Raw genomic sequence first — 20,414 nt, 5'->3', positions numbered from 1 at the left:
ACCCTCCCCAATGAGGGAACCCCCTAAGGGAGTTGGGGCAGGGAAAACCCTCGGTCGCCTCGGCGGACCGCACACGGAGGACCACGGGGGCCGGTACCGGTCTTTCGACAGCAGGCAGTAAAACCCGCGGATCCCTCACTTGGCGTGGTGCCCCGCCGCCAGCCGGACGATGTCCACCCGCGAGCGGATCCCCAGCTTGCGGTAGACCCGGGTCAGCGTCGCCTCCACCGTCTTGACGCTGATGAACAGCCGCGCGGCGATCTCCCGGTTGGTGGCGCCCTCCATGACCAGCGCCGCCACCTGACGCTCCATCGAGGCCAGCCCCTCCATCGCGTCGGCCGCGGGCGCCGGCACGGGCGCGGCGGCCGCCTCGGCCGCCCCCTCCGCGGCGGCGGCCTCCACCTGCCGCAGCCACGGCAGCGCCCGGCACCGCCGGAACAGCCGCGCCGCCTCCTCGTACGACGTCGGCCCCGGCCGCCGGGTGCGCAGCCGAGCCAGCTCGAACGCCGCCCGCGCCTCCTCCAGTCCGTACCCCAGCTTCGCCAGCCGGTCCTGAACGGACGTCAGCCGGGCCAGCGCCCCCTCCTGGTCGCCCCGCGCCGCCCGCACCAGCGCCTCCGCCCGGTCCAGCACCGCGAGGACGCTCTCCCGGCCCAGCCGCAGCGCGTGCTCCCGGGCGACGTCGATGACGTCCTGCGCCTCGCCCGGCTCACCGACGCGGACCAGGGCCTCGGCCAGGTCGCCCTGCCAGCGGCCGCGCGCCGGGTCGGTGATGCCGAGCCCCTGCTCCAGCTCCCGCACCCGGCGCAGACTGCCCACCGCGCCCGCCGCGTCCCCGGCGACCAACTGGGCGTAGCCCAGGGCGGCCAGAGCCCGCGACAGATACATCTGGTCGCCGTCCTCCTCGGCCCGGTCCACCGCCTCCCGGGCCAGCGCCAGCGCCTGGCCGACGTCCCCGCCGGACGCCTCCGCGAGGGAGGCGAGCATGGCGGAGGCGCCCAGGCCGATACCGGAGTCCCGGGCCAGCCGCAGACTCTCCCGGGCCAGGTCCAGGGCGCGCCCGCAGTGCCCGGAGCGCAGCTCGATGTCGGCCAGGAACCGCTGGAAGTGCACCTCGCTCTCGACCATGCCCCGCCGGCGCACCTCGCGCAGCAGCGCGCTGATGGTCGCCCGGGCCTCGGGCAGCTGGTCGCTCATCAGCAGCCAGCGGTACCTGGCCATGCCGACGCCGTTGTGATGGCACGTCACGTACGGGTCCTGAGGCTCTTTCAGGGCCCGTTTGATGGTGACGGGCGCGTTCGGATGCCCCATGAGGATCTCCGTCGACGCCTGGAGGGCAAGCGCCATCAGCTCGTTGCGCCGGTCCTCGCCGCGCGCGGCCAGCTCCGCGGCGTGCGCCGCCTGCCGGCGGGCCTCGGCGAAGTCCCCCTGGACGACCAGACCGCGCCAGGCGAGCTGGTAGTGCACCTGGGCGAGCAGCACCGGGTCGTCGCCGGCGTCGGAGAGCGCCTGCGGGTAGACGGTGTCGACGTCGCCCAGCGCCTGCCCGGCGGCCTCGATCACCACCATCCAGGCGCGGACCCGCTCGGCGGGCGCCGAGGCGCGGGTCAGCACCTCGTGGGCGATGTCCCGGGCGAGGTCGACCTCCCCGGCGGTGATCGCGTCCTCCGCGGCCTGCAGTCGGCGGTCGTCCGGGGCAGGCGCGCCGCCCGGCGGGGTGTGCCGGGCCGCGAGCAGCCCGAGCGAGGCGGCGACCGAGGGCGCGCCGCGGTCCCGGGCCATCGAGGCGGCCCCCGCGAGCCGCGCGGCCACGCCCGGGTCGGTGCCGGTCGTGGACAGCGCGAGGTGCCGGGCCCGCTCGATCGGGTCGGAGGCCGCCGTGGACAGCGCGGCGTGCGCGGCCCGGCGTTCCTGCGCGGGCGCCTCGGCGTACAGCGCGGCCGAGATCAGCGGATGCGCGAACCGTACGGCCGGCCCGTCGGGTTCCGTCGCCAGCAGGCCGAGCGCGGCGGCCTGGGCGGTCTCCGCCTCGGCGTTCTCCCGGCCGGCCGCCTGGAGCAGGGCGAGCGTGGGGCGGGCGCCCGCGCTGGCGACGAGCAGGGTGCGGCGGGCCTCGCCTGAGAGCATGTCGAGCCGGCTGAGCACCAGGTCGCGCAGCGAGGTCGGCACCGGCAGCGGCTCGCCGGGGCGCGGCGGGGTCGGGTTCTCGCCGAGGGCGCGGCCGAGCTCCAGCGCGAACAGCGGGTTGCCGCCGCTGGTGCGGTGGATCTCCCGCATCGTGGAGCGCGGCAGGTCGGTGTAGCCGCGGTGGTCGAGCAGGGCGGACACCTGGGCGCGGGAGAGCGGGTTCAGCCGGACGGCGAGGGTGTCGGGCGGGGACGCGCGTAGATGGCGGTCGTACTCCTGCCCCTCGGTCCGCACCGCGCAGAGCAGCTGCACGGGGGTGTCGCCGAGGCGGCGGGCGGCGAAGCCGAGGAGTTCGGCGCTGGCGGAGTCCAGCCACTGGAGGTCGTCGGCGACGAGCAGCACGGGCCCGGCGGCGGCGAGGGCGCGCAGCGCCGACAGTACGGCCAGGCGCAGGGCGAGGCCGTCGCGTTGCAGGGTCGACTCGCCGCGGCCGGTGAGCGCCGCCTCCAGGGCCGTGAGCTGGGCGGCGGGCAGCTTGTCGGACACCTCGCCGAGGACCAGTCCGAAGAGGTCGGCCAGCGCGAGGAAGGGAAGGTGCGATTCGGACTCGGTCGCCGAGCAGCGCAGGACGGTGCGGGCGGAGTCGCCGTAATCAGCGGCCAGTGCCCGCAGCACGGTCGACTTGCCTATTCCGGCCGGGCCGTGCAGCAGCACACTGCCGCCGCCGGTCAGCTGGTCGCGGGCGGCCGTGACCAGTTCCTCCCGTCCGATGACCAGGTCGGGGCGGCATCTGGCAGGCTCCTGGAAGTCCCGTCGCACGGTCACCGCTCCCCTCCGTGGTCGTGTTCGGGCCAAATTCTAGGCAACATCCCGTTGAAATCCCGGCGGACTCCTTGGTGAGGGATATAACAGCGGGAAGCATGGGGAAATTCAACGAACCGGCCGTTGAATGGCCACTCGTCGCCCGGAGCCGTCCCTGGCCGGAACGGACCCCTCCGTCGAACCGCCGGTCTTTCGTCCGTCCGGCCCTTCCCGGGGCTGTCCCGCCTTCCGCGCGGACCTCCCCGCCTCCTGTGCCGGCGGCCCTCCTTTCCGAGGCGATCCCCGTGCGGGGGTGGTGCACCCGCATCACGGATTACACGATGACAGAGAGCCGCCCGGCAATGGTCCGGCGCCGGCCCGCGCACTTCACCGGGCGCGCGGCCGCCGCCCGGGGCCCGACGGGGCCGCGCGGCAGACAGAGCGAGACGGAGGACGCATGACGACGGCGACGGAGCGGTTCCGTACGGCGCGGGACTTCCTGCTGCGACACCGCGAGGACTACGCCACGGCCTACGCGGGCTTCGAGTGGCCCCGGTTCGAGCACTTCAACTGGGCACTCGACTGGTTCGACGCCATCGCGGACGGCAACGACCGCATCGCGCTGCACATCGTCGAGGAGGACGGCGCCGAGGTCCGGCTCACCTTCGCCGAGCTGTCCGAACGCTCCGACCGGCTCGCCAACCTGCTGCGGGAGCGCGGCGTCGCGGCCGGCGAACGCATCCTCGTGATGCTCGGCAACCAGGCCGAACTGTGGGAGACCGCCCTCGCGGCGATGAAGCTGCGCGCCGTCGTCATCCCCGCGACACCGCTGCTCGGCCCCGCCGACCTGCGCGACCGCGTCGAGCGCGGCCGGGTCCGGCACGTCGTCGTCCGCGCCGAGGACGCCGGCAAGTTCGACGAGGTCCCCGGCGACTACACGCGCACCGCCGTGGGCGCAGTGCCCGAGGGCTGGCAGCCGTACGAGGACGCCCACGCCGCCTCCGCCGAGTTCCTGCCCGACGGCCCGACCCTGGCCGACGACACCCTGATGCTGTACTTCACCTCGGGGACGACCGCCCGCCCCAAGCTCGTCGAGCACACGCACGTGTCGTACCCGGTCGGGCACCTCGCCACCATGTACTGGATCGGTCTGCGGCCCGGCGACGTCCACCTCAACATCTCCTCACCCGGCTGGGCCAAGCACGCCTGGTCCAACCTGTTCGCCCCGTGGAACGCCGAGGCGACCGTCTTCATCCACAACTACACCCGCTTCGACCCGGCCCGGCTGATGTCCGAGATGGACCGCGCGGGCGTGACGACGTTCTGCGCCCCGCCGACCGTGTGGCGCATGCTCATCCAGGCCGACCTGACCGCGCTGCGCACCCCGCCCCGCGAGATCGTGGCCGCCGGGGAACCGCTCAACCCCGAGGTGATCGAGCAGGTCCGGCGGGCCTGGGGCGTCACCGTCCGGGACGGCTTCGGCCAGACGGAGACGGCCGTGCAGATCGCCAACAGCCCCGGACAGCCCCTGAAGACCGGCTCCATGGGACGCCCCAGCCCCGGCTACCGGGTGGAACTGCTGGACCCGGTGACCGGCGCGCCCGGCGCCCGGGAGGGCGAGATCGCCCTCGACCTGTCGGCGCGGCCGGTCGGCCTGATGACCGGCTACCACGGCGACGACGACCGTACGGCGGAGGCGATGGCGGGCGGCTACTACCGCACCGGCGACATCGGCGAACGCGACGAATCCGGATACATCACCTATGTCGGCAGGAGCGACGACGTCTTCAAGGCCTCCGACTACAAGATCAGCCCCTTCGAGCTGGAGAGCGCCCTGCTGGAGCACGAGGCCGTCGCCGAGGCGGCCGTGGTCCCCGCGCCGGACGAGCTGCGGCTGGCCGTGCCCAAGGCGTACGTCGTCCTGGCGGAGGGCTGGGAACCCGGCCCCGACACCGCGAAGGTGCTGTTCGAGCACTCCCGCGAGGTCCTCGCCCCCTACAAGCGCCTGCGCCGGCTGGAGTTCGCGCCGCTGCCCAAGACCGTCTCGGGCAAGATCCGCCGCGTCGAGCTCCGCGAGGCCACGGCGGCGGGGTCGGCGGGGGAGTACCGGGAGGAGGACTTCCGGTGAGTCCTAGGGCGTGTTTCGAACGTAGCGTCTGGCCCGCGACGCCTGGCACGGCTCCCCCACGCTCGGCTTCGCTCGCGCGGGAGGGGCCCCCACCGCCGCGTTGTCGGGTCGTCCGCGTACAACCAGTACGCGGACGACCCTCCGCCTTGCGATGCACCGCACCAGACGCCGCGAGCCCCGCCCTCCGGGCGGACGACGCTACTTTCGAAACACGCCCTAGCGCGTGAGCCGGCGGCGGAGCCGGGCCGGCGCGGTGGTGCCGGCTCAGCCGCCGCCCTGTGCGTCGAGCGCGCCGGCGACCGCGTTGACCGGCCGGGGTCTGCCCGTGAGGTCCATGACGAACAGGGGCACGGCGAGGGAGTCGGCGCGGGCGTGGGCGTCGGGGGTGTAACCGGAGAGGGAGAAGTACACGCACTCCGAGGACTCCGTCATGGCCGTCAGCCACAGGCATTCGACGTCCCGCAGGGAGGCCGGGCCCGCCTTGGGGTCGACCTGCGCCAGCAGCCCCCGGGTGGCGAGGCCTATGCCCGAGGTCGGGCGCTGGTCGGCCCGGCGGACCTCCGGGTAGCCCAGCCAGTCCAGGTACAGGGCGGTCGCGGTGACCGCGTCCCGGGCCGTGCGGATGGCGACGGGGCGGAAGGGGCGGGGGCGGGGCGGGGAGGTGGATATGGGCGCGGGCGGCGCGGCGGCCGCGAGGTCCGCCGCCGGGTCCGCGCCCGGCCGCGGGCCCGCCGTCTTTTGCCGGGGCGGCGAAGTCGCCGCCCCCTCACCGTCGTCCGTCCCCGCGCTCACCGGGATGCGCAGCACCGTGCCGCAGACGCACCCCAGCTCCGGTCGCGGCCACTGGTCATGGCGGCCGCAGGCCGCGCACCGCACGGTGACCCACTCCTCCTCCCACGCGCGGTGGGCGACGGCCGTCACCTTCGCGCGGCGGTCGAGGCGCGGGGTGACCGGGGCGCCGCACGCGCACGGGTAGGTCGGCGCGGAGTAGAGACGCTCGCGTCGGCAGGCCGGGCAACTCACCGGCACGCTCTCGAACATGGCCCCCATGGTCCTCCATCGCCCCCCGCTTGTCCGTCCGTTGGCGAAGGTCGGGCAGAGACCGGAGAAAGCGGGCCCGAAGGCCCGGCGCGTGCTCGAAGATCGAACGCCCGCTGCACGATGCGCGGGGTCCGCCGCCCCCGTGCCGGCGGACCCCGCGGGACCACAATGTGCCCTGCGCCAGGCGCGGTTGAAGCCCACGGGCCATGTTCAGAGGTTCATTTGAGGTTGACGCGGGCTCCCGGCCGCGCCGGACGGAGGCGCCCCCCTTCCGGGGAGGACGCCCGGCGGGAGACCGCCTCGCGCGTTAGGTTGAGCGCGTGCGATTGAGACTGGAGTTCACCACCGAGCCCTTCGATCTCGACGAGGCGCCCGCGCACGCGCTGGTCGCCCGCGAGGTGATCGAGTCGGCCGATCTGGACGCCGTGGACGTCGGCCCGTTCGGCAACACCGCCGAAGGCGACGCCGACGCCGTGCTCGCCGCCGTGGACGCCGTGCTGCGCCGGACCCTCGGGTCGGGCGCCACCCGGATCTCCCTCCAGCTCAACGTGGTCGGGGAGGACGGGAAGTGACCCGCGCCGGGGACGAGGCCTTCGTCGCGGCCGTCAAGCCGTTGGTCGACGCGATGGGCGGAGAGCTGCTCCCGCCGGACGAGGCCGGTCCCGACGACGTCGTGCTTACCTGGGAGGGGACGCGGGCCGTCGCCGTACGGCTGCCGCAGCTCGCCGACTCCCTGGACCACATCCTGGCCGCCATGGAGCGCGAGCGGGGCAGGCCGCTCGCCGACCTCGACCGCAAGGCCAAGCAGGAGGTCGTACGGATACTCGAGGCGCGCGGCGCGTTCTCCGTGCGGCACGGCGTGGAGACCGTGGCCGGCGCACTCGGGGTGAGCCGGTTCACCGTCTACAACTACCTCAACCGCGAGAAGGGCGGCTGAGCGGCGGCGAGGTCGTCACCCGCTGCGGGGGGGGGCGTGACCCGTCGGCGGGGAGCCGTGACCCGGATTTTTCAACAAAGTGTTGACGCCGGGGACCGGTGGGGCGTTAGCTGGCCCCAGCCCGGTCAGTACGCAGTCCCCTCAGCACGCAGGCCGCCACGGCCACGGAGGCTCCCGTGACGTCGACTCCCCAGCCCGCCGGTCTGAGCCGGTTCAACGCCCTGGAGGAGCGGGCGGCAGCCGCCGCGCTGCACGAGGTGTGCGCCTCGACGGCATGGGTGCGGCGGCTGCTCGCCGGCCGTCCCTACGCCACCCCCGACGACCTCTACGCCGCCGGCGACGCCGCGACGGCCGGCCTGAGCGCGCGGGACCTCGACGAGGCCATGGCCGGGCATCCGCCGATCGGCCGGCCCCGGCCCGGCGACCCGGCCTCCGCCCGCGAACAGCGCGGCATGGCCGGCGCGTCCGAGGAGCTGAGAGCGGAGATGCTCGAACTCAACCTGGCCTACCAGGAGAAGTTCGGGCACGTCTTCCTGATCTGCGCCACCGGCCGCACCGGCGAGCAGATGCGCGACGCCGTGCGGGAACGGATCGGCAACACGCCGGAGCGGGAGCGGGAGATCGTCCGCACCGAACTGGGGAAGATCAACCGCATCCGGCTCGCCCGCGTCGTCGAAGCAGAAGAGGACCGAGGAGCAGCATGAGCACCAGCACGACCGCCTCGGTGTCCACCCACATCCTGGACACCTCCGTCGGCCGCCCCGCCCGCGACGTCGCCGTCCGGATCGCCGCCCGCGCGGGCCGCGACGCCGGCTGGCAGCCGCTCGGCGGCTCCGCGACCGACGCGGACGGCCGGTGCAAGGACCTCCCGGACCTGCCGGAAGGGACCACCCATGTACGGCTCGACTTCGCGGTCGAGCCGTACTTCGAGAACGAGCGGGCCGAGGCACGGCAGGACGCCCCCGCGCACCGGGACGGCGGTCCGGGCGTGTTCTTCCCGGAGGTGACGGTCACGTTCGCCGTCGCGCCCGGCGAGCACTACCACGTACCGCTGCTGCTCACCCCGTTCGGCTACTCCGTATACCGAGGGAGCTAGCTCCATGGCAGACAACCCCCGCCCCGGCCGCCCGGTGCTCGGGCCGAACCGGTACGGCAAGGCCGAGACCCGGGTCGTCAAGGTCACGCGCGACGGCGCCACCCACCACATCAAGGACCTCAACGTCTCCGTGTCGCTCAGCGGCGACATGGAGGAGGTCCACTGCTCGGGCTCGAACGCCGGCGTCCTGCCGACGGACACCACCAAGAACACGGTGTACGCGTTCGCCAAGGAGCACGGCGTCGACTCCCCCGAGCAGTTCGGCATCCACCTCGCCCGCCACTTCGTCACCTCGCAGCAGTCGATCCACCGGGCCCGGATCCGCGTCGAGGAGTACGCCTGGGAGCGCGTCGAGACCTCGGGCGAGGGCGCGCACTCCTTCGTCCGCAAGGGCCAGGAGACCCGGCTCGCCCAGATCGCCTACGACGGAGAGCGCTGGGAGGTCGTCGCCGGGCTCAAGGACCTGACCGTGCTGAACACCACCGACTCCGAGTTCTGGGGCTACGTCAAGGACAGGTACACGACGCTCCCCGAGGCCCACGACCGGGTCCTGGCCACCGAGGTCTCCGGGCGCTGGCGCCTGAACTGGACCGACGACGCGCAGCCCGCGCCCGACTGGAACGAGTCCTACGCGCGAACCCGGGAGCACCTGCTCTCGGCCTTCGCCGAGACGTACTCGCTGTCCCTCCAGCAGACCCTGTACGCGATGGGCTCCCGGATCGTCGAACACCGCCCGGAGATCGACGAGGTCCGCTTCTCGCTGCCCAACAAGCACCACTTCCTGGTGGATCTCACGCCGTTCGGTTTGGAGAACGACAACGAGGTGTACTTCGCCGCGGACCGCCCCTACGGCCTGATCGAGGCCACCGTCCTGCGGGACGGCTGCGAGGCGCGGATCCCGGAGGACCTGACCAACCTGTGAGGACGGACCGGATGACCCAGCGCACCGTCATCGAGAACGCGGCCATCGCGACCGTGGACGCGCACGACACCGAGCACGCCTCGGGGCACGTGGTCCTGGCGGACGACCGGATCGAGTCGATCGGCCCCGGCCGCGCCCCCGAAGGCCTGGAGAACGTCGTACGGTGCGTCGACGCCACCGGCCACCTCGTGACCCCCGGCCTGGTCAACACCCACCACCACTTCTACCAGTGGATCACCCGGGGCCTCGCCACCGACCACAACCTCTTCGACTGGCTCGTCGCGCTGTACCCGACGTGGGCGCGCATCGACGAGCCGATGGTGCGCGCGGCCGCGCAGGGCTCGCTCGCGATGATGGCCCGTGGCGGCGTCACCACCGCCATGGACCACCACTACGTCTTCCCCCGCGGCTGCGGGGACCTGGCCGGCACGATCATCGGCGTCGCCCGCGACATGGGCGTCCGCTTCACCCTGGCGCGCGGCTCCATGGACCGCGGCGAGAAGGACGGCGGCCTGCCGCCCGACTTCGCCGTCGAGAGCCTTGAGGACGCCCTCGCCGCCACCGAGAAGACCGTACGGCGCCACCACGACTCCTCCTTCGGCGCGATGACCCAGGTGGCCGTCGCCCCCTGCTCACCCTTCTCCGTCTCCACCGAACTGATGCGGCAGGGAGCGGAGTTGGCGCGCCGGCTCGGCGTGCGGCTGCACACCCACGGCTCGGAGACGGTCGAGGAGGAGAAGTTCTGTCACGAGCTGTTCGGCATGGGCCCGACCGACTACTTCGAGTCCACCGGCTGGCTGGGCGAGGACGTGTGGATGGCGCACTGCGTCCACATGAACGACTCCGACATCGAAGCCTTCGCCCGTACGAGGACCGGCGTCGCCCACTGTCCCTCCTCCAACGCCCGCCTGGCGGCGGGGATCGCACGCGTCCCCGACCTCCTCGCGGCCGGCGTCCCGGTCGGCCTCGGCGTCGACGGCACCGCGTCCAACGAGTCCGGCGAACTGCACACCGAGCTGCGCAACGCCCTCCTCGTCAACCGACTCGGCCCCCACCGCGAGGCCGCCCTGAACGCCCGTCAGGCGCTGCGCCTCGGCACCTACGGCGGAGCCCGAGTCCTGGGCCGCGAAAGGGAGATCGGCTCACTGGAACCGGGAAAGCTGGCCGACCTGGTGCTGTGGCGGATGGACACCCTCGCCCACGCCTCCATCGCCGACCCGGTGACCGCGCTGGTCTTCGGCGCGGCCGCCCCGGTCACCGCCTCCTTCGTGAACGGCCGCCAGATCGTCGAGAACGGCCGGCTGCTGACCGCCGACGAGGACGCGATCGCCCGATCCACCCGCGAGGAGGCGAGGCGGCTGGCCCGGATCGCCGCCGGTTCCTGAGCCGGAAGGGGCGGCCTCAGGACTCCGGGGGGCCCGCCCAGGCCATGAGGTTGGCGAACAGCTCGGCCTGTTCGATCGCGTCGTCGAGGGCGTGGTGGGTGTGGCGGCGCGTCGACAGCAGCTCGGGCGGCATGGCGCGCTTCGCCACCGCCCGCAGCGGCAGTCCCGCCTTCGTGGCGTACAGCGTCTTCATGTCGAGGCAGCCGGAGTGCCCGAACGGACTCGACCCGGTGAACCGGATCAGATACCAGTACAGGAAGGTCCAGTCGTACGGCGCCGGGTAGCCGCACATCACCGGCTGCGCGCCGTCGCTCACCTCACGCACCCAGTGGGCGAACTGGGCCAGTGCCAGGGAGGGTTCGATCCCCTGCTCGCGCAGCCGCTCCCGGTCGAGCCCGCTCACGGCCAGCGCCTCGGGCACGAACTCCTCGCTGATGGGCCGCAGTTCGCGGTAGAAGGTCCGCGCGGCGGGATCGGCTGCGGTGAAACCGTCCGCGTCCTGCACACCGGCGACCGCGGCGCCGAGGCTGAGCATCGAATACGGGCCGGGAATGGGCCCGTCGGCCTCGATGTCCACGGAGATGTACAGGCTGGGTCTGACGCGTCGCGGGGGCATGGGACGGGAGCATCGCAGGTGCCCGGGGCGCGGTGCACCCGAATTCCGCTTCACCCTGGCCTCATGAGGGCGCTTGGCAGGGTGTGGCCCGCGGCAGCCGCCCTGAGAAGAACGCCCGGGGCGGCACACCCATCAGGGTGCGGAAGTCGGCCGTCATGTGCGACTGGTCGTAGTAACCGGTGACGGCGGCGAGTTCGGCCCACGGGGTGGTCAGGGCGTGGTCCAGCACGTGCCGCACGCGGTCGATGCGGGCGAAGTGCTTGGGGGAGAGGCCGATGCCCTCCGCGAAGAGGTTGCGCAACTGGCGTTCACTGACGGCCAGTTGGCGGGCGACGTCCCGCACGGCGGCCGGCGCGCGGTCCCGGCGGGTCGACAGGGCGGCGACGGCGGCGCGCAGCAGCCGGTCGCGGTCGCGGGAACGGTCGGAGGGCGGGGGGAGCAGATCCGCGAGTCCCGACGTGACCTCACCCGGCTCCTGGTGAGCCAGTTCGCGCGCCAGCGCACGGGCCGTGTCGGAGGGCAGGGCGCCCAGCGGCATCACCCGGCCGACGAGGTCCACGGCCGGCACACCCAGCAGCGGTCGCACCGCACCCGGCTCCAGACGCAGGCGCACACAGGACACCACCCGCTGGTGCGCGTCCGCGTGGTACGTGGCCAGGGTGCGCGGTCCGACGACCAGTGTGTCGCGCCACCCGTCGCCCCGCAGGCGCACGACCACCTGGGTCGCGGTGTCCGGCGGGTGTGCGAGGGCGTTCTCGACGGGACCCGTGGCCCGCACCGCCGCGACGCCGGAGATCCAGGGGCGCGCCCGGTCGTGGACGGTGAGGGGCTGTTCGGCGAGGACGTCGGTCACCGCTCCACCGTAAGCGCCGGACAGGTCCCGGAGGGTCGCCGAAGCGTGCCGGAATCTCCTAGAGATGCGGCGGCGACGCCCGGCACCGTGAGAGCCATGATCCTCGTGACCGGTGCCACGGGCACCATCGGCAGTGAACTCGTACGACAGTTGACGGCACGCGGCGAGAAGGTGCGCGCACTGCTCCGCGACCCGGCGAAGGCCGCCGCGTTGCCCTCAGGGGTGGAGGTGGCACGTGGGGACTACCTCGACCCCGGCTCCCTGGAGGCCGCGGCGGCCGGAGCGCGGGCCGCGTTCCTGGTGGGCGTCCCGGGTCCGGACACCCACCACGACCAGGCGCTGGTGGCGGCGGCCCGGTCGGCGCGGGTCGGCCGGCTGGTGAAGCTGTCCGCGATCGCGACCGGAGACCCCGGTCTGGGCGCTTTCGGAACGTGGCATCTGCCCGGCGAGCGGGCCGTGCGCGAGAGCGGGGCCGAGTGGGCCGTCCTGCGGCCCTCGTCGTTCGCCTCGAACACACTGAGCTGGGCGGCCCCGATCAAAGCGGGCGAGCCGGTGCCGAACATGAGCGGCGACGGGGCGCAGGGCGTGATCGACCCGCGTGACGTGGCCGAGGCCGCGGCGCGGGTCCTTCTCGACGGCCGGCTCGCCGGACGGACGTACACGCTGACCGGACCGGAGACGATCAGCGTCCCGGAGCAGGCCGCCGTGCTCGCCGAGGTCCTCGGCCGGCCGATCACCACCCGGGACCTCACACCGCGCCAGGCGCGTGAGCGTCTGCTCGCATGGGGTCTCGGTGAGGCCCAGGCGGAGGGCGTCCTGGCCGGCAACGCCTTCGTACGCGACGGCGGCAACGCCGTGGTCACCGAGGACGTGCCGGAGCTGCTGGGGCGTCCGGCGCGGACCTACCGCGAGTGGGCGCGCGAGTGTCGAGCGGCCTTCGGGTGACGCCGTCCGTCAGAGGCCGAACAGGGCCGGGTCGGACGCCAGTTCCTTGAAGTGGTTCTGCGGGTCGGGCACCATCCGCCGTGACTTCAGGTCCAGCAGGCCGCCGACCGCGGTGAGTTCGGCCGCCACCGTGCCGTCGGCCTTGCGCATGACCTGCTCGATGCGGAACGTCTTGCCGCCGCTCCACTCGAAGACGCACGTCACGTCGACCTCGTCGCCGGCGAGAAGCTCACGCTTGTAGCGGATGGTCGTCTCCAGGGCGACGGGCCCGACGCCCCTCGCGATCAGGGCGGCCTGGGTGATCCCGGCGGCCTGGAGCAGCGACCAGCGGGCGTGTTCCGCGTAGTTGACGTACACACTCTGGTTCACATGGCCCTGCGTGTCGGTCTCGTATCCGCGGACGGTGATCCGGACGGAAAACGGCTCGCTCACTGGTGGCTCCTCCTGCTGTGTTCGTCCGGGGACATCATCATCCTCGCCCACTGCGGCGTCCACTTCCTCCTCGCACGGCTCCCGCCCCCCCCGCCGACCGGAGGGGGGCGGTGGGCCGACCGGCGGGACACCTCCTGAAGCCCGGCGGATGGTCGACCGCCCACGTCTCGGCGAGGTTGTCCCGGTGACCGAGATCGAAAGCGCCGACAAGGCGCCTGCCCAGCCCCTGGACGTACCCGAGCCTGTCACGGCGACGGAACGCCCTTCGTCGACGGCGCGCCTGGTCGGGGTGGACCTCGCCCGTGCCGTGGCCGTGTTCGGAATGTTCGCCGTGCACGTAGGCCCCTTCAATCCCTTCCCCGTCTCCGGTGACGGCATGGGCACCTGGGCCGTCTGGCTGGCGAGCGGCCGGGCCTCGGCGCTGTTCGCCACCCTCGCCGGGTTCTCGCTGGTGCTGATCGCCGGCCGTCCGGAGCCGAAGACCGGACTGGCCGGCCGGCAGGCGAAGGCCAGGATCGTGATCCGGGCCGTGATCCTTCTGGTGGTGGGGACCGCGCTGGCGATGACCGACTTCGGCGGCGGCGTCATCATCAACTTCTACGCGGTGTACTTCCTGTTGGCCCTGCCTCTGCTGCGGTTGCGCGCCAGGACTCTCGCGACCGTCGCGGTCGCGCTCGCGCTCGTCATGCCGCAGGTGGCGTACGCCCTGCGGGCGCTGCTCAGCGAGTCGACCGTGCACACGATCGACTCCTACGACCCGATCGCGCGCCTCTCCGGCGTGGGTGTGCTCGACTTCCTGCTCACCGGCTTCTACCCGGCGATCACCTGGATGACGTTCGTGGTCACCGGCATGGCCCTGGGCCGACTGGATCTGTCCTCCGGTGCGGTGCGGCGGCGGCTGGCCGTGGTCGGTCCCGCGCTGACCGCTTTCGGATACGGCGTCTCGTGGCTGGCGCTCCGGTTGACCGGCGGCGCCAGGGAGATCATGGCCGGGATGCCTGGCATGAAGGACTTCGACGTCCTGAAGGAAGGCACCGCCATGAAGGATCCCGGCATGGCAGAGGGGTCCTTCGACCTGCCGGTCGGCAATGGACTGTGGGGCCCCGACGCCTGGGGGCTGCTGGCGGCGGAGCCGCACAGCGGTTCCACGTTCGACCTCATCGGCTGCGTGGGAGTCGCGATCACCGTGATCCTGTGCCTGACGGTGGCCGTGGACCGGCTGCCGGTGCTGCGCCGGCTGGCGGCGCCGGTCATCGCCGTCGGCACCATGTCCCTGACCCTCTACGTGAGCCACATCCTGGTGATCCTCGCCCTGCCCGGCGAAGGGGTCACCCCACCGCAGTCCGCCTCCTTCGAGCTGCTGCTCTGCTTCGTGGCCGGGGCCACCCTGTTCGCTGGGATCTGGTCCCGCTTCTTCCGCCGCGGCCCGTTGGAGTACCTCCTCAACAGAGCCACCGAACTGGCGAACCGCGTCCGCTGAGCCGGGCGGGCGCCCCGGGGAATCCGTACGGCCTGTCGGCAGAAGGCTGTTGTGGCCCTGCCGAGCGGTGGGTGCTGCCCCGCCGTGTGGCGGGTGCCGCCGCTCGCGGGCCGCAAGGGCTCCGCATGGCTTTAGGGTCGAGTCGGCATGGGCCGAACGGCATGAACAAGGTGAGGCGGGGCGCGTGATACGGGTAGTGGTGGTCGACGACGAGGCTCTGGTCCGCTCGGGCTTCCAGCTGATTCTGGGCGCGTCCGAGGACATAGAGGTCGTCGCGACCGCGAGCGGCGCAGACGCGGTGGACACCGTCCGCCGGGAGCGGCCCGGCGTGGTGCTGCTGGACATCCGGATGCCGGACGTCGACGGGCTCACCGTCCTTCGCGAGCTGCGCACGATGCCGGACCCGCCGGTGGTGGCGATGCTGACCACGTTCGACGCCGACGAGTACATCCTGACCGCGCTGAACGGCGGCGCTGCCGGCTTCCTGCTCAAGGACACCGAACCGGAGCAACTCCCTCATCTGGTGCGCACCCTGGCCGCGGGCGGCGTCGTGCTGTCCCCCAAGGCGTCGCGGACCCTGCTGCACAGCCACCCCGGCACCGAGACGGTTGTCGACGAGGACGCGGCGCGGGTCCGGCTGCTCACCGCGCGGGAGCGTGACGTCCTCGTCCTGGTGGCGGAGGGCTTGTCGAACGCGGACATCGGGGCGCGCATCCACCTGGGGGCGGGCACGGTCAAGGACCACGTCAGCGCGATCCTGACGAAGCTGCGGGTGGCGGGCCGGGTACAGGCCGCGCTGCTGGCGCAGCGGGCCGGGCTGCTCGACGAGCGCCTGCGGTCGGAGGCCGGCGGATGAGCCGTGCACGCGTCCTGTGGCAGCGGCTTCCCGCGCCGGTCATCGACCTCGCCCTGGTGGTCGCGGCGGCCGTGGACGTGCGGCTGAACAACTGGGAGCCCACGCGCCTCGGGCTCGCGCTGGCGGCTGTCGGGTGCACCGCGCTGGCCTTCCGGCGCAGGTTCCCGCTCGGCGTGTTCCTGCTCACCCTGCCCGTCGCGCTGATGCAGGACGTCGCCGTCGCTGTGCTCGCGGCGTTGTTCACCCTGGCCGAACGCTCCCGCAACCGCCGTCTCCTCGCCGTGTGCGTCGCCCTGGCCGCCGTCGCGAGCAGCACCCCGTGGCCCCTGGCCGAGGTAGACCGGACCATGACAGTGGTCTTCTTCGTGTACGGCCTGGCCACGGCCGCGGCGCCGGTCCTCTTCGGCCAGCTGCTCCAGGCACAGCGGGACCTCGCGAAGCGACTGGCCGAGATCGAGGAGGCAAGGGAACACGAGCGGACCCTGCACGCCCAGGCCGTCCTCGCCCGCGAACGCGCCCAACTGGCACGCGAGATGCACGACGTGGTCTCCCACCAGGTCAGCCTGATCGCCGTCCGGGCCGGAGCATTGCAGGTCGGCACCAAGGACGCGGACGCCAAGGAGGCCGCCCGCACGATCCGTTCGCTGAGCGTCACCACGCTCGACGAACTGCGCACCATGGTCACCCTGCTGCGGGCCTCCGGCGGCGACGCCACCGAGCTGACGCCTCAGCCCACCCTTGCCGACCTGCGCAAACTCGTGGAATCAAGCGGCACTCACGTACAGCTGACGGGCGAACTGCCACCCACTGTGAGCACACCCACCCAACGCGCTCTCTACCGTACGGTGCAGGAAGCGCTGACCAACGTCCGCAAACACGCACCTGGCGCCACTGCCGGCGTCGAACTGTGGCAGGACGGCGACGACATCGGAGTGACCGTCACCAACACCCCGCCCACGCGTCCTTCCCTGTCCCTCCCCGGCTCCCGGCAAGGCCTCGTCGGACTGCGGGAACGTGCCGACGTCCTGCACGGCACCCTGGATGCGGGCCCGACCACGGAAGGCGGCTACCGGGTGCGGCTGCGGATCCCGCTCAGCGCGGACTGAGCGGGAAGGAGCTGGGCGGCTGCCAGTCGTGCGTACAGCGGGTCCTCGGTCACCAGTTCCTCGTGAGTGCCGACGGCTCGGACCTGGCCGGCGTCCAGGACGACGATGCGGTCGGCTCCGGTCACCGTGGACAGGCGGTGGGCCACCACCAGCACGGTGGTGTCGCGGGCCACCTCCGTGATGACGTCCCGCAGCACGAGCTCGTTGACGGCGTCGAGCTGTGAGGTCGCCTCGTCCAGGAGCAGCAGTCGGGGCTTGCGCAGCAGTGCGCGGGCGATGGCGATGCGCTGCCGTTCGCCGCCCGACAGTTTCGAACCGCGGTGTCCGACCGGGGTGTCCAGGCCGTGGGGCAGGCGCTCGACGAGGGTGTCGAGCTTCGTGCGGGCGAGGACGTCGCGGATGTCGTCGTCGCTCGCGCCGGGCGCCGCGAAGACGAGGTTCTCCCGCAGGGTGCCGGCCAAGACGGGCGCGTCCTGTTCCACGTACCCGATGGCAGACCGCAGCTCGGACAGGGACCAGTCCCGCACGTCCTTGCCGTCGACCAGGACCCGGCCGCCGGTGACTTCGTGGAACCGCTCGATGAGCGCGAAGACCGTCGACTTGCCCGCGCCCGAGGGACCGACGAAGGCCGTCGTACCGGTTCCCGGAACCTCGAAACTCACCTGCTGATGGATGTACGGCGAACCGGGCCCGTAGCGGAAGGACACGTCCTCGAAGCGGACCGACGCCGGCTCCGACACCGATGCCCCCTGCCTGGGCGGGCCGTTGTGCCGGCCGTCGGTCGGCTCGGTCGCCAGCTGTTCCACCTGCGCGATCCGGGAGAGCGCCGCCGCCCCCTCCTGATACTGGGAGACGGCGTCGACCAGTCTGGACACCGGCTCGATCAGGTAGAAGAGATACAGCAGGAAGGCGATGAGGGTGGACACGGGGATCTCCCCGGACGCCACGCGCGCCCCGCCGACCGCGAGCACCGCGAGGAAGGCCAGCTGGACGGCGAGTTCGTCGGCCGAGCCCGCCGCGGCCTCCCACTTCGCGCTCTTCACGCCGTGCCGCCACGCCCGCCGCGCAGCCGCCTCCACCCGGGCGGTCTCCCGGCCCTCGGCACCGGACGCCTTCACCGTGCGGAACGCCCCGAAGGCCCGCTCCAACGCGACGGAGATCTCCCCGACCGCCTGCTGCGATCGCTCGGTGGCCCGGGCGATCTTCGGCATGACCAGCGCGACGGCCCCGCCGACCAGCACGACCACGCCGAGCGTGACACCCAGCAGCACGACATCGAGCAGAGCCATCATCACGATCGCCGCGACGAACGCGACCGCACCCGTGGCCGCGGAGACGACCGCCTGCGTGCTGACCGCCCGCAGCAGCGTGGTGTCCGAGGTGACGCGGGACATCAGATCACCCGGCGGGATCCGCTCCCATTCCGCGATCCGCAGCCGCAACAGCCGCCCCACCACGGTGCGTCGAGCGGCCAGGACCACCGACTCCGCCGTCCGCTCCAGCACGTACGCGCCGAACGCCTCGACCGCCGTGCCCACCACCACCAGCACGGTGAGCCCGATCAGGATCCCGGCGATGGTCCCACCGGAAGCCATCCGGTCCACCAGCGCTTTCGTGGCCAACGGCTGCAGCAGCGCCCCGGCGGCCCCCACCAGGGCGCACAACAGACCAAGGGCGACGGCCCAACGGTGCGGCCGGACATACCCGTACAGCGCCCTGACGGTCTCCCGGGCAGACAGGGACGACTCGTCCTTCGCCGGGGCGGATGCGGTGTTCACAACGTTCCTTCCTTCTGCGGTCCGCCCGGCACCGCGCAGACGGTGCCGCGCGGACCGGGCGTGATGGTGTGCCGGCTCAACGGACGAGTCCGGCCGTGCTCGATGAAAGGGCGCGCACGAACGCTTCGGGGAGCTCAGGGCGTACGACGACCAGGACGAGGGCGCCCACAGCCAGCACCAGGCCGAGGAACTCCAGGAAGTCGCCTCTGAGAGGGACCACGTCATGCCCCGGTTCGTCAGGTGGTGAGGCGCGGGAGGTGTTGAGCTCCTTGTGTCGCGCACGGTGTGTCATGCCTCGACCCTGGAAGCCCGGCCGTCCCGCACCCACCCGGCAACCGTCGGGTCCACCCCCGCCGAGTGGCTGGACAAGATCACCGCCCGGTCGCACCGGACCGGGCCGGGGACGAGGTTCCGCCGGTCGGCAGGGCGGTACCCGCCGGTCGGCGGGGGCGTCACTGAAGCCTGCCGGATGGCCCGCACCCTGAACTCCGCGCGAGGTTCGCCGTATGACACAGACGCAGCCGCCGCAGGAGACGTCAGCTCTCCCGGAGAACCCACCTCCGCCGCCCCTAACCTCCCCCGAGTCCGCCGTGCCGGCCTCGGCCGGTCCTTCGACGGGACGCCTCGTCGGGGTGGACCTGGCCCGCGCGCTGGCGGTGTTCGGCATGTACGTCGTGCACATCGGCCCCCCGCTGTCCGCCACGACCGGCGTGGCGAGCTGGATCCGCTACATGGCGGACGGCCACTCGTCGGTCCTGTTCGCCACTCTCGCCGGGTTCTCTCTGATGCTGATCGCCGGCCGCCGCGAGCCGAAGACGGGCCTGGCGGGCCGGCAGGCGAAGGCCCGCATCGCGATCCGCGCCGCGGTCCTTCTGGTGCTGGGCACCGTGCTGGCGATGGAGTACGGGGGAGTGATCATCCTCGGCTTCTACGGGGTCTACTTCCTGCTGGCCCTTCCCCTGGTGCGACTGCGTGCCAGGACACTCGCGATCGTCGCGGCCGCGTTCGCCCTCGTCGCACCGCAGTTGGCGTATGTCCTGACCTCGCTGCTGACTTCGTCGGTCCAGGAGAGCATCAACGCCCACGACCCGCTCCGCCGCCTCAGCGAGGTGGGAGTGCTCGACCTGCTGCTCACCGGCTTCTACCCGGCGCTCACGTGGATGTCGTTCGTGATCGCGGGCATGGCACTGGGCCGCCTCGACCTGTCCTCCGGCACCGTTCAGAAGCGCCTCGCCGCGCTCGGCGCCTCCCTCACCGCGGCCGCCTACGGCATGTCCCTGCTGCTCGCCGGATCGGGCGCGTTGAGGAGCATGGCGGAAGACGGGTCCTCGTCCGGCGGCTCCGGTTCGATGCCCCCTGCCGGCGGTTCGATGCCCCCGGACGGGGGATCGTTCCCCGAGATGTCCGCGTCGTTCCTGCTGAAGGGCGGGCCGCACAGCGGGACCACGTTCGACATCATCGGCAGCGTAGGCGTCGCGATCCTCGTGATCGTGGGCGCGACGGTGGCGATGGACCGCCTGCCGCGACTGCGCCGCCTGGCCAAGCCGGTCATCGCCGTGGGCACCATGTCCCTGACCGCCTACGTCGGCCACTTCCTCGCCCAGTCCGCGCTGTCCGTGCCCGCCGGGACCGGCACCCAGCAGTCATGGGTGCCGCTCATCATGTTCGTCCTCGGGGCGACCGTGTTCGCCGCGATCTGGTCCCGCTTCTTCCGCCGAGGCCCCCTGGAACACCTCCTCAACGCCGCCACCAAGCTGGCGAAGCACATCCGATGAGACCCGGCCGGGGTGGGACGCCCCCTCGCTCCACCCCGGCACCGAGATGCCCGAGCAGTTCCTCATACCCTCCCGGACCCCGACTCCCAGCCTCTGTCGGCCCTCGACAGGACGGCACTGCGGACCCTGAGAAGCG

19 protein-coding genes are annotated in these 20,414 nt (G+C 72.7%); 12 read left to right on the top strand and 7 right to left on the bottom strand.

Features of this window, described 5'->3' with window-relative positions; translation table 11 throughout:
• Positions 1-135: 135 nt before the first annotated feature.
• Entirely contained in the window at positions 136-2,952 is a 2,817-nt protein-coding gene (locus tag EV567_RS07805; RefSeq protein WP_130437910.1) for a LuxR family transcriptional regulator, read from the bottom strand.
• A 433-nt stretch (positions 2,953-3,385) separates the two neighbouring features.
• Between EV567_RS07805 and EV567_RS07800 the strand changes: the two genes are divergently transcribed.
• Positions 3,386-5,056 (top strand): AMP-binding protein, encoded by a 1,671-nt coding sequence (locus EV567_RS07800; RefSeq protein WP_130437909.1) that lies wholly within the window; start codon positions 3,386-3,388, stop codon positions 5,054-5,056.
• Positions 5,057-5,320: 264 nt separating this feature from the next.
• Here the strand turns inward: EV567_RS07800 and EV567_RS07795 are convergent, their stop codons facing one another.
• Positions 5,321-6,097, bottom strand: coding sequence for a hypothetical protein (locus EV567_RS07795; RefSeq protein ID WP_407071569.1), 777 nt, complete (start codon positions 6,095-6,097; stop codon positions 5,321-5,323).
• A gap of 320 nt (positions 6,098-6,417) precedes the next feature.
• Between EV567_RS07795 and EV567_RS07790 the strand changes: the two genes are divergently transcribed.
• The 6 genes from EV567_RS07790 to EV567_RS07765 all read left to right on the top strand — a co-directional run bounded on the left by EV567_RS07790 (position 6,418) and on the right by EV567_RS07765 (position 10,437).
• Positions 6,418-6,669: a hypothetical protein gene (locus EV567_RS07790; protein WP_165430327.1), complete on the top strand. Its 252-nt coding sequence runs from the start codon at positions 6,418-6,420 to the stop codon at positions 6,667-6,669.
• On the top strand, positions 6,666-7,034 hold the full coding sequence (locus EV567_RS07785; protein ID WP_130437907.1) for a helix-turn-helix domain-containing protein: 369 nt from the start codon (positions 6,666-6,668) through the stop codon (positions 7,032-7,034). The genes EV567_RS07790 and EV567_RS07785 overlap by 4 nt, the downstream gene beginning before the upstream one ends.
• Before the next feature lie 176 nt (positions 7,035-7,210).
• Entirely contained in the window at positions 7,211-7,738 is a 528-nt protein-coding gene (gene uraD / locus EV567_RS07780; RefSeq protein ID WP_130437906.1) for a 2-oxo-4-hydroxy-4-carboxy-5-ureidoimidazoline decarboxylase, read from the top strand.
• Complete coding sequence (uraH, locus tag EV567_RS07775) at positions 7,735-8,130, top strand: hydroxyisourate hydrolase (RefSeq protein ID WP_130437905.1); 396 nt, start codon at positions 7,735-7,737, stop codon at positions 8,128-8,130. The genes uraD and uraH overlap by 4 nt, the downstream gene beginning before the upstream one ends.
• Before the next feature lie 4 nt (positions 8,131-8,134).
• Positions 8,135-9,052: a factor-independent urate hydroxylase gene (gene pucL / locus EV567_RS07770; protein WP_130437904.1), complete on the top strand. Its 918-nt coding sequence runs from the start codon at positions 8,135-8,137 to the stop codon at positions 9,050-9,052.
• Positions 9,053-9,063: 11 nt separating this feature from the next.
• Positions 9,064-10,437, top strand: coding sequence for an 8-oxoguanine deaminase (locus EV567_RS07765; protein WP_130437903.1), 1,374 nt, complete (start codon positions 9,064-9,066; stop codon positions 10,435-10,437).
• A 16-nt stretch (positions 10,438-10,453) separates the two neighbouring features.
• Here EV567_RS07765 and EV567_RS07760 read toward each other — a convergent pair whose 3' ends face one another.
• Together EV567_RS07760 and EV567_RS07755 are read right to left on the bottom strand one after the other, a co-directional pair.
• Complete coding sequence (locus tag EV567_RS07760) at positions 10,454-11,053, bottom strand: 3'-5' exoribonuclease domain-containing protein (RefSeq protein ID WP_130437902.1); 600 nt, start codon at positions 11,051-11,053, stop codon at positions 10,454-10,456.
• 61 nt (positions 11,054-11,114) lie between these two features.
• Positions 11,115-11,906 carry a helix-turn-helix domain-containing protein gene (locus tag EV567_RS07755; RefSeq protein ID WP_130437901.1) on the bottom strand — a complete coding sequence of 264 codons (792 nt, stop codon included), beginning with the start codon at positions 11,904-11,906 and terminating at the stop codon, positions 11,115-11,117.
• An 87-nt stretch (positions 11,907-11,993) separates the two neighbouring features.
• Here EV567_RS07755 and EV567_RS07750 point away from each other — a divergent pair, with 87 nt between their 5' ends.
• Positions 11,994-12,851, top strand: a complete 858-nt coding sequence (locus EV567_RS07750) for an NAD(P)H-binding protein (RefSeq protein WP_165430326.1) — start codon at positions 11,994-11,996, stop codon at positions 12,849-12,851.
• Positions 12,852-12,860: 9 nt separating this feature from the next.
• Here EV567_RS07750 and EV567_RS07745 read toward each other — a convergent pair whose 3' ends face one another.
• Positions 12,861-13,283: a thioesterase family protein gene (locus tag EV567_RS07745; RefSeq protein ID WP_130437899.1), complete on the bottom strand. Its 423-nt coding sequence runs from the start codon at positions 13,281-13,283 to the stop codon at positions 12,861-12,863.
• Positions 13,284-13,467: 184 nt separating this feature from the next.
• Between EV567_RS07745 and EV567_RS07740 the strand changes: the two genes are divergently transcribed.
• From EV567_RS07740 to EV567_RS07730, 3 genes are all read left to right on the top strand, one after another.
• Entirely contained in the window at positions 13,468-14,763 is a 1,296-nt protein-coding gene (locus EV567_RS07740; RefSeq protein WP_130437898.1) for a DUF418 domain-containing protein, read from the top strand.
• Between the two features lie 196 nt (positions 14,764-14,959).
• Positions 14,960-15,619, top strand: coding sequence for a response regulator transcription factor (locus EV567_RS07735; RefSeq protein ID WP_130438313.1), 660 nt, complete (start codon positions 14,960-14,962; stop codon positions 15,617-15,619).
• A complete protein-coding gene (locus tag EV567_RS07730; protein ID WP_130437897.1) occupies positions 15,616-16,725 on the top strand; it encodes a sensor histidine kinase in 1,110 nt (369 codons plus the stop codon). The genes EV567_RS07735 and EV567_RS07730 overlap by 4 nt, the downstream gene beginning before the upstream one ends.
• On the opposite strand, the gene EV567_RS07725 is transcribed toward EV567_RS07730, so the two are convergent.
• Positions 16,686-18,503 (bottom strand): ABC transporter ATP-binding protein, encoded by a 1,818-nt coding sequence (locus tag EV567_RS07725; protein WP_130437896.1) that lies wholly within the window; start codon positions 18,501-18,503, stop codon positions 16,686-16,688. The two genes, EV567_RS07730 and EV567_RS07725, sit on opposite strands and share 40 nt — an antisense overlap.
• 76 nt (positions 18,504-18,579) lie before the next feature.
• Positions 18,580-18,795 carry a hypothetical protein gene (locus EV567_RS07720; protein ID WP_130437895.1) on the bottom strand — a complete coding sequence of 72 codons (216 nt, stop codon included), beginning with the start codon at positions 18,793-18,795 and terminating at the stop codon, positions 18,580-18,582.
• A 214-nt stretch (positions 18,796-19,009) separates the two neighbouring features.
• Here EV567_RS07720 and EV567_RS07715 point away from each other — a divergent pair, with 214 nt between their 5' ends.
• On the top strand, positions 19,010-20,278 hold the full coding sequence (locus EV567_RS07715) for a DUF418 domain-containing protein (protein WP_130437894.1): 1,269 nt from the start codon (positions 19,010-19,012) through the stop codon (positions 20,276-20,278).
• Positions 20,279-20,414: the final 136 nt, after the last annotated feature.

The organism is Streptomyces sp. BK239 (genome assembly GCF_004217285.1).
GTDB lineage: Bacteria > Actinomycetota > Actinomycetes > Streptomycetales > Streptomycetaceae > Streptomyces.
This window is presented reverse-complemented; position numbering and strand designations above follow the sequence as displayed.

What these genes read in the sequence shown, in the direction of transcription:
- EV567_RS07795 (WP_407071569.1), bottom strand. Translation starts at nt 6,097, where the DNA reads ATGTTCGAGAGCGTGCCGGTGAGTTGCCCGGCCTGCCGACGCGAGCGT.
- EV567_RS07720 (WP_130437895.1), bottom strand. Translation starts at nt 18,795, where the DNA reads ATGACACACCGTGCGCGACACAAGGAGCTCAACACCTCCCGCGCCTCA.
- EV567_RS07715 (WP_130437894.1), top strand. Translation starts at nt 19,010, where the DNA reads ATGACACAGACGCAGCCGCCGCAGGAGACGTCAGCTCTCCCGGAGAAC.
- EV567_RS07800 (WP_130437909.1), top strand. Translation starts at nt 3,386, where the DNA reads ATGACGACGGCGACGGAGCGGTTCCGTACGGCGCGGGACTTCCTGCTG.
- EV567_RS07760 (WP_130437902.1), bottom strand. Translation starts at nt 11,053, where the DNA reads ATGCCCCCGCGACGCGTCAGACCCAGCCTGTACATCTCCGTGGACATC.
- EV567_RS07765 (WP_130437903.1), top strand. Translation starts at nt 9,064, where the DNA reads ATGACCCAGCGCACCGTCATCGAGAACGCGGCCATCGCGACCGTGGAC.
- uraH (WP_130437905.1), top strand. Translation starts at nt 7,735, where the DNA reads ATGAGCACCAGCACGACCGCCTCGGTGTCCACCCACATCCTGGACACC.
- EV567_RS07730 (WP_130437897.1), top strand. Translation starts at nt 15,616, where the DNA reads ATGAGCCGTGCACGCGTCCTGTGGCAGCGGCTTCCCGCGCCGGTCATC.
- pucL (WP_130437904.1), top strand. Translation starts at nt 8,135, where the DNA reads ATGGCAGACAACCCCCGCCCCGGCCGCCCGGTGCTCGGGCCGAACCGG.